Source organism: Rhabdochromatium marinum, from assembly GCF_016583795.1.
GTDB lineage: Bacteria > Pseudomonadota > Gammaproteobacteria > Chromatiales > Chromatiaceae > Rhabdochromatium > Rhabdochromatium marinum.
On record NZ_NRRS01000097.1, the window covers coordinates 1 to 12,526 of the forward strand.

Annotated in this window: 10 protein-coding genes; 5 read left to right on the forward strand and 5 right to left on the reverse strand. The window is 60.8% G+C overall.

Annotated elements, in window-relative coordinates; all coding sequences use genetic code 11:
* Positions 1–135: 135 nt before the first annotated feature.
* On the reverse strand, positions 136–3,651 hold the full coding sequence (smc, locus tag CKO36_RS17320) for a chromosome segregation protein SMC (RefSeq protein WP_200286094.1): 3,516 nt from the start codon (positions 3,649–3,651) through the stop codon (positions 136–138).
* A 196-nt stretch (positions 3,652–3,847) separates the two neighbouring features.
* Between smc and queF the strand changes: the two genes are divergently transcribed.
* From queF to CKO36_RS17340, 4 genes are read left to right on the forward strand one after another with little or no spacing between them, the layout of a single operon-like run.
* Complete coding sequence (gene queF / locus CKO36_RS17325) at positions 3,848–4,237, forward strand: preQ(1) synthase (RefSeq protein ID WP_200286096.1); 390 nt, start codon at positions 3,848–3,850, stop codon at positions 4,235–4,237.
* Complete coding sequence (locus CKO36_RS17330; protein WP_200286098.1) at positions 4,234–5,517, forward strand: FGGY family carbohydrate kinase; 1,284 nt, start codon at positions 4,234–4,236, stop codon at positions 5,515–5,517. Before queF ends, CKO36_RS17330 begins: the two co-directional genes overlap by 4 nt.
* A gap of 2 nt (positions 5,518–5,519) precedes the next feature.
* Positions 5,520–6,821, forward strand: a complete 1,302-nt coding sequence (locus tag CKO36_RS17335) for a nucleotide sugar dehydrogenase (RefSeq protein ID WP_200286106.1) — start codon at positions 5,520–5,522, stop codon at positions 6,819–6,821.
* A 56-nt stretch (positions 6,822–6,877) separates the two neighbouring features.
* Entirely contained in the window at positions 6,878–7,885 is a 1,008-nt protein-coding gene (locus CKO36_RS17340; RefSeq protein WP_200286108.1) for an NAD-dependent epimerase, read from the forward strand.
* 245 nt (positions 7,886–8,130) lie between these two features.
* Here CKO36_RS17340 and tnpA read toward each other — a convergent pair whose 3' ends face one another.
* The 3 genes from tnpA to CKO36_RS17355 form a co-directional block, all read right to left on the reverse strand.
* On the reverse strand, positions 8,131–8,592 hold the full coding sequence (gene tnpA, locus CKO36_RS17345) for an IS200/IS605 family transposase (RefSeq protein ID WP_242469702.1): 462 nt from the start codon (positions 8,590–8,592) through the stop codon (positions 8,131–8,133).
* A 24-nt stretch (positions 8,593–8,616) separates the two neighbouring features.
* Positions 8,617–8,901: an SGNH/GDSL hydrolase family protein gene (locus CKO36_RS17350; protein WP_242469703.1), complete on the reverse strand. Its 285-nt coding sequence runs from the start codon at positions 8,899–8,901 to the stop codon at positions 8,617–8,619.
* A gap of 110 nt (positions 8,902–9,011) precedes the next feature.
* Entirely contained in the window at positions 9,012–10,067 is a 1,056-nt protein-coding gene (locus tag CKO36_RS17355; protein WP_200286110.1) for a DUF6399 domain-containing protein, read from the reverse strand.
* 565 nt (positions 10,068–10,632) lie between these two features.
* On the opposite strand from CKO36_RS17355, the gene ltrA reads away from it, so the two are divergent.
* Positions 10,633–11,991 carry a group II intron reverse transcriptase/maturase gene (ltrA, locus tag CKO36_RS17360; RefSeq protein WP_200286112.1) on the forward strand — a complete coding sequence of 453 codons (1,359 nt, stop codon included), beginning with the start codon at positions 10,633–10,635 and terminating at the stop codon, positions 11,989–11,991.
* 109 nt (positions 11,992–12,100) lie between these two features.
* Here the strand turns inward: ltrA and CKO36_RS17365 are convergent, their stop codons facing one another.
* Positions 12,101–12,340, reverse strand: coding sequence for a hypothetical protein (locus CKO36_RS17365; RefSeq protein WP_207161505.1), 240 nt, complete (start codon positions 12,338–12,340; stop codon positions 12,101–12,103).
* Between the last annotated feature and the right edge of the window lie 186 nt (positions 12,341–12,526).

Here is a 12,526-nt window from a genome sequence, read left to right on the forward strand (position 1 = left end):
ATACGGGGATCTTCAAGGCTGGCAAAATGCTCGATCATGCTGGCGGACACTCAAGGCTCCTCAAGGCGATTGGCTAACAGGGGGCCGCAACATCATGTCAGATCTAGCGTTAATACGCGCTCGCCCTGGCGGTGCTTAAGGGAGCGCGGCCATGCGGTTGGCCTCCTCGATATCGACAGAGACCAGACGCGATACGCCAGGCTCGTGCATGGTGACGCCGATGAGCTGATCGGCGATCTCCATGGTGACCTTGTTGTGGCTGATGAAAATAAACTGGGTGCGTGCCGACATCTCGCGCACCAGTTGGCAGAAGCGCCCGACATTGGCGTCATCCAGGGGCGCATCCACCTCATCAAGCAGACAGAAAGGTGCGGGGTTGAGCTCGAAGATTGCAAACACCAGGGCGACAGCCGTGAGAGCCTTTTCGCCGCCGGACAGCAGATGAATGCTGGCATTACGCTTGCCTGGGGGGCGCGCCATGATGGTGACGCCGGTTTCGAGCAGATCCTCGTCGGTCAGCTCCAGATAGGCATGACCACCGCCGAACATGCGCGGAAAGAGTGCTTGCAGCCCGGTGTTGATCTGATCGAAGGTTTCCTTGAAGCGGGTGCGGGTTTCGCGGTCGATTTTGCGGATGGCGCTCTCCAGGGTATCCAGCGAGGCTTGAATGTCCTGCTGCTGTTCATCAAGGTAACGCATGCGCTCGGATTGTTCCTGAAACTCATCAATGGCCGCCAGATTGATGTTGCCTAAGCGCTTAATTTTATTGCTGACCTCGTCCAGTTGCTGCTGCCAGTGGTCGGCGCTGGCGCTGGCATCGAGTCCTTCGAGCAGCGCAGATGCATCCTGACCGGCGGCCTTGAGCTGTTCCTCAATAGTGCGCCGGCGTACCAGATGTTCCTGCAATTGAATACGGCGTTCGGCCAGCGCCCCCTGAGCCTGAGTGATGCGCTGCTCCAGGCGTTGGCGCTGCTGTTCCTGTGCGCTGACTTCGCTGTTGAGCTGCTCCATGCGCTTGCGCGCCTCGCTCAGGGCATCTTCCACGTCCAGACGGCGCTCGAGTTGGGTTTCGAGCTGTTCACGGGCTTCGGTTTCCGGCTCAGAAGCCGCTTGCAATTCCTCGGTTAAGGCGGCGCGGCGTTCGCTGAGCTGGGCGAGTTGCTGGGTGGCGCGCTCCAGATTGGCTTGCAGGGCCTCGCGTGAGGCACGGCGGGTTTCGATGCTGAGTTGCAGGGTAGTGACCCGCTCGCGCGCCTGCTGCTCATCGGCGCGGGCGCTGTTCAGCGCCGTGCGACGCTGATCCCGCTCACGCCCGCACTGATCGCGTTCGGCGGCCACCTGCTCGCTGGCTTCCAGTGCCTCGTTCAGACGCTCGCGGGAGACTTCCATGTCCTCCAGCCGCGCCTCGCGCGTCTCGGCCAGCTCAGCCAGTTCGCTGTGCAGTGCTGTGTGGCGCTCGCGGACATGCTCCAGGCGGGCCTGGGACGCGCTGCTGTCTGCTTCCAGCGCCGCACGTTCGCGGTTGAGCTGGGTGAGTGTTTTGAGCGCGGCTTCGCGTTCGCCCTCCAGGGCCTGACGGTGGGCGGCACGCTCCTGTTGCTGCTCGGTCAGTTCGCTGATGACGTCCTCAAGGGTGTCAATCTGGGCTTGCAGGGCTTTGAGTTCTTCGGCGCGCACCAGGCTGCCGGTGAGGCCGGGCGTGCTGGAGGCGGTGCTGTGCAGCCAGTCGCGGGCGACCAGAGTGCCGTCGCGGGTGACGCAGCGCTCGCCGGGGGCCAGTTGCTCGCGGGTGGCCAGGGCACTGGGCAGATCGTCGGCGCAGCGCATGGCGCCGAGCAGTCCTTCCAGGGGCCAGTCGCTGCTGATGTGTGCCAGCAGATAGCCCTCTGTCGCTGTCGCTGTCGCTGGTGCGGGTGGCGAGGGCGCCAGGCGGTCGAACAGCATCAGTCCGCTGTCAGCGGCCTGCTCGGCATGGTGGGCGAAACGGTCGCTGCCAACCGCCGCCAGGGCGTGACCAAGCGCGGCCTCGACCGCGTGCTCCCAGCCGCTGTCAACCTCCAGCAGATCCAGCAGGCGCGGGGCCGCAGTGAGTCCCTGCTGCTCCAGCCACTGCGCGCGGCTGTCGTCGTCGCTGGCCAGGGCGCTTTCCTGCAAAGCTTCGAGCGATGACTGGCGCCCATGCGCGCTGTGTAATTCAGTGCGTGCGTGATCCAGGCGGCTGGCCAGGGTGCGGCGTTCCTCATCGCTGTGGCGCAGTTGTTCGTTGGCGGCCGTCTGGGTTTCGGTGGCCTGGTCGATGCTTTCCTCCAGGGCTTCGCGGCGCTCGGCGAGCTGTTCGAGCCGGGTTTCCAATGCCTGGTTGTTGAGGCGCTCCAGTTCCTGCTGCAAGCGTGCGGCGCGCTGGCTGTCCTGGCTGAGCTGCTGTTCCAGCTGATTGATGTGGCCGCGTTCGATCTGCGCCTGCTGGGACGGCTCGCTGACCCGGCTTTGCAGGCTGTCCCATTGCTGCTGGACCGCGTCGAGCGCCTGCTGCGCCAGCTCAAGTTGTTCGCTTAAGCCCTCCAGGTGCTCGCGCGCGGCTTCAAGCTGAGGTTGATCACGGCTGAGTTCGGCTTCCAGTGCAGCGAGTTGCTGTTGATCGCGCGCGCCGAGGCGCTCGGCATCGGCCAGTTCCTGTTCGACTCGGGTCAGCTCGCTTTGCTGGCGCCCGCGCCGCTCGCGCGCGAAGCTGATGCTCTGCTCCAGCCGGGCGATTTCTGAGCCCACGGCATAGTACTGACCCTGCACCTGATTGAAGTGCTCGGAGGCCTCAGCGTGCGCGGCGCGCAGGCGCTCGATGTTGGCCTCGCAGGCGCGCTGTTCGGCGCGCTGGGCTTCGAGGGCATTGTCCTCAGCCGCCAGGGTGCGTTCCTGGGTGGTGATGGTCTGGTCAAGATCACGCCAGTGCAGGGCGGCGAGCTGCCCGTGCAGACTGTCTTCCTGCGTCTTGAGCTGGCGGTATTTCTCGGCAGTGGCTGCCTGGCGTTCCAGATGTTGGAGTTGCTTGGCGACCTCATCGCGCACGTCCTCCAGGCGTTCGAGATTTTCGCGCGTGTGGCGCATGCGGTTTTCCGTCTCGCGCCGGCGTTCCTTGTATTTGGAGATGCCGGCGGCTTCCTCGATGAACAGCCGCAGTTCCTCGGGGCGCGCCTCAATGAAGCGCGAGATCATGCCCTGCTCAATGATGGAGTAGCTGCGTGGGCCCAGGCCAGTGCCCAGAAACAGATCCTGGATGTCGCGTCGCCGACAGCGCGAGCCGTTGAGAAAATAACTGGACTGACCGTCGCGCGACACCTGCCGCTTGACGGCGATTTGTCCGAAGCTGGCATAGGCGCCGCCAGCGCCGCCATCGCTGTTGTCGAAGATCAGCTCAATGGTGGCCATGCCCACCGGTTTGCGGCCGGTGGAGCCGTTGAAGATGACATCGGCCATGGATTCGCCGCGCAGCATTTTGGCGGAACTTTCGCCCATCACCCAGCGCACCGCATCAATGACATTGGACTTGCCGCAGCCGTTCGGCCCGACGATGCCAATCAGATTGCTGGGAAAGGGAACTGTGGTGGGATCGACGAAGGATTTGAAGCCGGCGATTTTGATTTTTTCAAGCCGCATGGGCGGGGAGATGTAACGCTTCCTGGGTGAGGTCTTAAGGTGATACGGTCAGGCGGTGCGGCCCGGGCGGGAGGATAACCGAAAAGGCTGCGGCGCTGGTTGCTACAATGTGCCCTGACGCCATTTCACAGGCAACCAGCCATTCACAGGCAACCAGCCATTCACAGGCAACCAGCCATTGACAGGAAACCGGGGTATGTCCACTGAACCGAGCAAGACACTCGAAACCTTTCCCAATCCGCAGCCGCAGCGGGATTATACAATCCGCATTCAGGTGCCGGAGTTCACCTGTCTGTGCCCCAAAACTGGGCAGCCGGACTTTGCCGAGCTGCTGATCGAATATGTGCCGGCAGCCTGCTGCGTGGAGCTCAAGGCGCTAAAGCTCTATATTTGGTCGTTCCGCAACGAAGGGCACTTTCATGAGGCGGTGACCAATCAGATGCTCACCGATCTGGTGGCAACCCTGGCGCCGCGCTTTATGCGCCTGAGTGCCGAGTTTAATGTGCGCGGCGGCATTTACACCACGGTGGTGGCCGAACATCGCGCCCCCGACTGGCAGCCAGCGGAGCCGGTACGCCTGCCGTGAGCCACAGCCGAGTGGCGGTGATTGGGCTGGATGTGGGCACCTCCGGGTGTCGGGCGCTGGCAGTTGCGGCGGATGGCGCGACGCTGGCCGAGGCCCAGGCCGAGCTGCCAGCCTCCAAAACGGCTGACGCTGGCGGCGTCGAGCAGCAGCCGCAGGACTGGTGGCGCGCGGTTCAGACCGTATTAAGTGATCTGGTGGTGCGTTGCACTGGGTGGCGGTTGACCGCCCTGTGCCTGGATGCCACCTCGGCCACCGTGCTGCTATGCGATACGCAGGGCCAACCACTGGGGCCGGCGCTGATGTACAACGACAGCCGGGCGCTTGAAGCGGCGGCTTTGATTGATCGATTCGCACCGCCGGAGTCACCAGCGCGGGGGGCGAGTTCCAGTCTGGCGAAACTGCTGCATTTACGCGCGCAGTTGCGCCCCAGGGAGACGACCCTGGCGCTGCATCAGGCCGACTGGCTGACCGGCTGTTTGACCGGCCGCTTTGGCAGCAGCGATTGGCACAATAGCCTCAAAGCCGGATTTGATCCTCAGACCCTGAGCTGGCCGAGCTGGCTCGATGCCTTGGATCTGGCCCCGCTGCACTTGCCCAGGGTGGTTGCGCCGGGCACTGACTTGGGCCCGATTGCGCCCGAGGTGGCGGCTGCAATCGGCTTGCCTGCGGATCTGCGCATTCTGGCCGGCACTACCGACAGCACAGCGGCGGTGCTGGCCACCGGCGCACTGACACCTGGTACGGCGGTGACCAGTTTGGGCAGCACCCTGGTGCTTAAAATCCTCTCTGACCGCCCGGTGGTGGCGCCTGAATATGGCGTTTACAGCCATCGCCTGGAGGCCGGCTGGCTGGTGGGCGGCGCCTCCAACAGCGGCGGGGCGGTGTTGAAACAGTTCTTCACGCCTCAGGCGTTGCAGTCCTTGAGCGCCGCCATTGATCCCAACCGCGATAGCGGTCTGGATTATTATCCCCTGTGCGGCAGCGGCGAGCGGTTTCCGGTTAATGATGCGACTCTGGCGCCGCGCATGCAGCCGCGCCCAGCATCCGATGTGCAATTTTTGCATGGCCTGCTTGAAGGCATTGCACGCATCGAGCGGGCCGGTTACGCACGCCTGCGCGCGCTGGGCGCGCCCGCCCCGCAGCGCATCCTCACTATTGGTGGCGGCGCTGGCAATGCCGTCTGGACCCGTCTGCGTGCCCGGCTGCTGGGGATTCCGGTTGAGCCGGCTCGTCAACAACAGGCCGCTTATGGCGCCGCACGGCTGGCGCTGGAACGATGAACATGACCGCATTTACTCTGGAATCCCGTCCGCCTCGCATTGCTGTGATTGGGCTGGGCTATGTGGGGCTGCCGCTTGCCGTGGAGCTGGCCCGGCACTTCCCCACCATTGGCTTTGATATCAAGGCCGAGCGCATCGCTGAGCTGATGCGCGGCGAGGACAGCTCGCGCGAGGTCAGCCCGGCGCAGCTCCAGGCGGTCGCGGCACTGCCCGAGCCGCTGCGCTTCAGCCAGGATCCTGAGCACCTGCGTGGCTGCAATCTGTTTATTGTCACCGTACCCACGCCCATCAACGCTTACCGGCAGCCAAATTTTCAGCCGTTGGAGTCCGCAAGCCGGCTGCTCGGCGGCATTCTTCAAACGGGCGATCTGGTGATTTATGAGTCAACGGTTTATCCGGGGGCGACCGAGGAAGTCTGTGTGCCCTTGCTGGAGCAGGGCTCAGGGCTGGTGTTCAATCAGGATTTTTTCGTCGGTTACAGCCCGGAGCGCATCAATCCGGGGGATCACGAACGCCGGTTGACCACGATTAAGAAAGTCACCTCAGGTTCCACGCCGCAGGTGGCCGCCTATGTGGATGCGCTCTATCGGCGCATTGTCACCGCCGGCACCCATCCGGCCAGCAGCATCCGTGTGGCGGAGGCGGCGAAGGTCATCGAAAACACCCAGCGCGATGTCAATATCGCCCTGATCAACGAGCTGGCGCTGATTTTCAATCGCCTGGGCATCGATACCGATGAGGTGCTGGCCGCCGCCGGGAGCAAATGGAATTTTCTGCCCTTTCGTCCCGGTCTGGTGGGCGGGCACTGCATCGGGGTCGATCCCTACTACCTGACCCACAAGGCGCAGGCGATTGGCTATCAGCCGGAGATTATTCTTGCCGGCCGACGGCTGAACGACAGCATGGGGGCCTTTGTCGCCGGTGAAGTCATCAAGGCGCTGTGCCGGCGCGCTTGCATTGGGCCGGCCACCCGGGTGCTGGTGCTGGGCCTGACCTTCAAGGAAAACTGCCCGGATTTGCGCAATACCCGGGTCATCGACATCCTAGCTGAACTGCGCGACCATGGCATCGCCTATGATGTGCATGACCCCTGGGCGAGCCATGCGGAGGCCGCTGCTGAGTATGAGCTGACGCTCGTCGATTGGCCCCGGGAGGCGGTCTATGATGCCGTGATTCTCGCGGTGGCCCATCGTGAGTTTGCTGCACTCGGTGTTGAGGCGGTGCGTGCCCTGCTCAAGCCCGATGGGGTGCTGTACGATGTGAAACATCTGTTTCCCCAAAGCCGTGTTGACGGGCGCCTCTAACGGCCAATTTCCAACCGCCAACGTCCAACTGTGAACTGAATAGTCACCAACCAACCATGAAAGTCCTGATCACTGGGGCTGCCGGTTTTATCGGCGCCGCCCTCGGCCTGCGGTTGCTGGAGCGCGGCGATGATGTCGTCGGCCTCGATAACCTGAATGACTACTATGATCCCTTACTGAAGCGTGCCCGGCTCGATCGCCTGCTCGACCATGCCGGTTTTAAGCATCTGCGCCTGGATCTTGAGGATCGCTCCGGCATGGCGCAGGCCTTTGTCACCCATCAGCCGCAGCGGGTGGTGAATCTGGCTGCTCAGGCCGGGGTGCGTTATTCCATCGACAATCCGCTCGCCTATGTGGACAGCAACCTGCTTGGCTTTGCCAATGTGCTCGAAGGCTGCCGCCATCATCAGGTGGAGCATCTGGTCTATGCCTCCAGCAGCTCGGTGTATGGCGCCAATACCCGCATGCCCTTTTCGGTGCATGACAATGTCGATCATCCTCTCAGCCTTTATGCCGCGAGCAAAAAAGCCAATGAGCTGATGGCGCACACTTACAGCCATCTGTATCAGCTGCCGACCACTGGCCTGCGGTTCTTTACCGTTTATGGCCCCTGGGGCCGGCCCGATATGGCGCTGTTTAAGTTCACCCGCGCGATTCTGGCCTCGGAGCCGATTGATGTCTTCAATCACGGCCAGCACCGGCGCGATTTCACCTACATTGATGACATTGTCGAAGGGGTGATACGGGTGCTCGATCGTCCACCTGCGCCGAATCCGCACTGGGATGGAGCCAACCCGGATGCCGCCAGCAGCCTGGCCCCGTATCGGCTGTATAACATCGGCAACAGCCAGCCGGTGGAGCTGATGCGCTATATCGAGGTGCTGGAACAGACACTGGGGCGCAGGGCGCACAAGAATTTTCTGCCCTTGCAACCCGGCGATGTGCCAGACACCCATGCCGATGTGGCGGATCTGGTGGCCAATACCGGCTATCGCCCCCAGACCACCGTGGAGGACGGGGTGGGGCGCTTTGTTGCTTGGTATCTTGACTACTATAGGGATTGAAGCAAACGGGTTGAAACGGCTGGCGCATCCATGTTTTCAGGACTAAACATGAGTCAAAACCATGGGCGCTTATTCTTCAAACCCATCCGCAACGCATCGCGTCTGGGTTATCTTGCCATCTATAGCTGTTTAATATAATACACAGACATTCAATGAATAGACCATCGCCTGAAGGCGATGGTATCAGGGAACGGCTAAAGCCGGCGATTTCGGCTAAAGCCGAGTCAGTCCCCGCTAAAGCAGGCTTAAGTCGAAGGAGGCTCCCCGTCCGGGGAAGCCTCCCCTTCAATGGAGAAGCTGGCATCGTGGTCATGGCACTGGTTGGAAATATACGCTTTGATAATCTCGTCCGTCACCTGCCCTCTACTACGGCAGAAATAGCCGCGCGCCCAGACATGACGTCCCCAATAGCGTTTTCGAATCTGGGAAAATTCTCGCAACAAAATGTAAGAACTTTTCCCTTTAAGCTGCTGAACAAGGCGATTGATCGTCACTTGTGGGGGAATGGACAGCATGACATGAACATGATCGGCTGAGATGTGACCTTGCAAAATGTCGACACGCTGGCGCTGGCATTCTTCTCGAACAACATCTCTTACACGATATCCTACTGCGCCTCGAAGCACTTTGTGGCGATACTTTGTAATCCAGACAACATGGATGTGAATCGAAAAAACCGTGTGCGATCCATGTCGATGTTCTTCCAAGATCCACCTCCCAAAAAAGAGATGCTAAAGCTTCCGCCTAAAGGCGGGGGTTTTACCCCTCCCCAGTGGAGACAATAAAATCACATGAACCCCAACGGGCAGCCAGGCCTGAATCTGCTCCAGGACGGTTTTTTGACCCTCGAAACCGATGTTCGCCGTCCCTTCTTCGGCTCGCCACACCAGCGGTAAGGCCCGGTCGCCGACCCGCAAGGCCAACATCAGCAAGGCCATCCGATCACCCAAATCGGTTTGATCCAAACTCAGTATAGCCACTAAATATGATATCCAGACATTATTATTCAGCAGCATATTGCGTCTCAGGTAGGTGAAAAAACGATATTATCCGATTTGCATTAGCCTTCAGATTTTCTAGAGCAGCATGTAAACGCTGGCCTTGATCATGCCTTGGTCCATTGTTGCTAAGCCGCCACAGGCATCAGGTAGGGGCGCTTTGCCGGTCGAGGTCGTCGTCGAGCCGGCCAAGCCGGCCAAGGCATGCGTTCAAGCACTTGCTCAAACAAAGGCGGATGAGGTTGTCCAAAGAAGCGTTCCGCCGGGGTGGAGCCATCAGATTGGTCGGTGGCGAAATTATGCAGCGCCGTGAGCACCTGTTGCTGTCGTGCACTGATGCGGTGATGACCCTGTTGATAGAAGGCAAGCTGTGCGTTGCGTCCCTCGACACAGGAGCTGGTGCGTTGAAACAAATCGGCACAGTCGCCAGCGACCTGTTCAAGATGCGTTCGGGTGTCGAGGTCAAGCGTTTGAATGGGATGAGTGGGCTGTTGCAACGGGGCGAGGCGCTGGGCACTGAGGGCGCGCAAGCGCTGGCGTGCTTCAGCCCGAGGGGCGCGTTCGGCGACACGTTCGATATAAATCGCCGGGATCAAGTGCTCCAGCATCGCCTGCTCAATGGCCGGTGCCAGGTTCAGGGCTTGAACCCGGGTATTGACCATCATGAAGAAAAACGCCAATGAGGCCACGAGCTTGTGGGTCAAACGCTGGGCTTTGGTGACATGGGCGCACAGACGCTCACTGAGATTCGCCTCTTGTGCCAGGGACTCCAAGCGTTGAAATAGCCCATCGAGCGCTTCACGCAGGTGCTGGGGGCTTTGCGCTTGTGCGTGCTGGAGATCATAAGGATGAACCACCTCGCTAAAGGCGTTGAGAATCGCTTTGGCTTGCGTGCGATGGGCTTGCGCCTGTTGGCGCCAGCGGGTGGCTTCAACGGCCTGACGGAGCGCGTGTTGGATGCGCGCGGCAAAGTTGGGCGGACGCCCCGGGCCATGCGGCTGACTGCGATAAACCCGTTCAGCCGCGTCTTGCGCCTCCAGATGCGCTTCGGCCTGAGCCTGTTCAGCGGCGGCCTGACGTTCGGCGCGCGCCAACGCCAGACTGGTGGCTTGGCTGATCTCATGTTGCAGATGAAACAGATCCGTGGCGTGATGAGCCCCCAGATCGTGCTGGACATGGGCCAACAGCCCCTTAGCCTCGTCGCTGTCGCGCTGAGCAAAGCTCGGCGTATCTTGCAGGGTGAAAGTCCCTGTCGGGTAAGGGCTAGCCCCCCACCCGTATCGAGTGTTGATCTCATTGAGGAGCGAGCAATCGCGAACAAGAGCATGAGGTAAGCGTACACAGAGAATACTGTAAGCCGTAGGGGAGATCGCGCTCCCTGAAGTGCTGGTACAGCTTCGACACAGCTCAGATCCGGATGCCGAGGGTTTTAACGTTCACCGAAGGCAACACAGAAGCACCCGCTAAGAACGAGGGCCAGGGTGTGGAGATCCGGCGGAGTCCTCAGGCCGTGGCATGCAGTAAGAGATACGTCGTAGAACTCAGGAAGCCCCAAAGGCTCCCGTGCAGAGTGACGAGACGACACCTACAGTGTTAGGGCACAGGTGGGGTGAAGAGCCCTGAAACGGCGTGGGCGCGGGGGGAGTTTCGGAACAGGAGCGCACGGGCAGGCAACGAGCCGGATGCCGATGGGGTGTCTTATCAAGCATAGTACTCAGAGACGGGGAAAGCCCGTTACGGGGGAAGGACTTGACGGAAACACGCAGCCTGCAAAGGACACTTGTGCCGGACACAGTCGGGCCGGAACAGCACGAGCCAACCTCCCTGCAGGGACTAGCCAAGCGGGCGAGTGCCTGCAAAGACCATCGTTTTCAGGACCTGTATCGGTTGCTGGACGCCAACCTGTTGCTTGACTGCTGGGAGGACTTGAACAAACAGTCCGCCTCTGGCGTCGATCGAGTGACGGCGGCTGACTATGAGCGGGATCTCATTGGAAACATCCAGCGCCTCGCCGAGCGCCTGAAGGCGAAGCAATACCGGGCCAAACTGGTCCGGCGCGTCTACATCCCGAAGGACACCGGCGGCCAGCGGCCGCTGGGCATTCCTGCATTGGAAGACAAACTGGTGCAAATGGCGTGCGCCAAGATTCTGGGGGCCATCTACGAGCAGGATTTCCTGCCCGTCAGTTACGGCTACCGACCGATGCGGGGGGCCAAGGACGCCGTTCTCGATCTTGGGTTCAACCTCCAGTACGGCAAGTTCGGATACATCGTCGAGGCCGACATCAAAGGCTTCTTCGATCACATGGAGCACGACACACGGCTGGAGTTTCTGGCCCTGCGGATCGACGACCGGGCCTTTCTCAACCTCATTCGCAAATGGCTGAAAGCCGGGATATTGGACACCGACGGCCAGATCCTGCACCCGGAAACCGGCTCGCCGCAAGGCGGGATCATCTCGCCCATCCTCTCGAATGTGTACCTACACCACGTCTTGGACCAATGGTTCGAGTCCATGGTGAAACCACGGTGCCGAGGACAGGCGATGCTGATTCGGTATGCTGACGATTGGGTCTGCGCCTTCCAATTCCGCAAGGATGCCCTGCGGTTCTTCCGCGTCATGCCGAAACGGCTCCAGAAGTACGGACTCGAAACGGCCCCTGACAAGACCCGCATCCTGCGTTTCAGCCGCTTTCACCCCGGCCTGCGACGCCGCTTTGCCTTCCTCGGTTTCGAGCTGTACTGGCAACGCGATCGCCGTGGCGAGCTGCGGGTGATGAAACGGACCGCACGCAAGAAACTGCAAGGAGCGAAACGGCGAATGAAAGCCTGGATCAAGGCCAACCGCCACCTTCCGGGGCGGAGCTTCATCAAGGCCTTGAACCGCAAACTGGTCGGGCACTACAACTATTACGGCGTGCGCAGCAACGAACGCTCCCTGGGCAGCTTCTTTGATTTCACGGTGAAATGTGCCTACAAATGGCTCAACCGTCGAGGCGGGAAACGGCGCAGTTTCAATTGGAGCCAGTTCAAAGTCGCGCTGGAGAAGTTGAACATCGCCTGGCCGAAGGTGACCGAGAAAAGAGGGAAACATACGGTCTTTGCATAGCGGAGGCTACGGCACTTCGCGCGTCGCGAAAGCGAGTGTAACCGAGGAACCGGATGCGGGAAAACTGCACGTCCGGGACTGTGGCGGGGGAACCGGGCAACCGGTTTCCCTACGCCGGAGTAGCTTGAACGACCGTCACGTTCAACCCCGCCAGTCCTTGCTCCAGCGCCTGCGTCCAGGTCTGGGCACTGCGATCCGCGCTGGCCTGCTCAACCACAATGAACCCCGAGATCGGGTCAATGGCCACCAGACGCAACCCATCTTTCCAAGTCTCGTCTTCGCTCAGACTCAGCGTGCGATGGGGCATCTTTTCAGCCAAGTGCTCGCGTTGTTCACCCGCACAAGCCAACAGCTGCTCCTCAAAGGCTACATGAACCGCCTGTTGCGCGCCATACGACGAAGCGATGAACAGCAATTCCCGCCGAAAAAATTTTCGGCGTAACAACAGCAGGTTGGCCCAGGCTCAAAAAAAGTTTTTCGTAAACTTTTGGCGCTGACTCGGTAGACTGGCCGGCATCGTTCAATGTCAGATTGC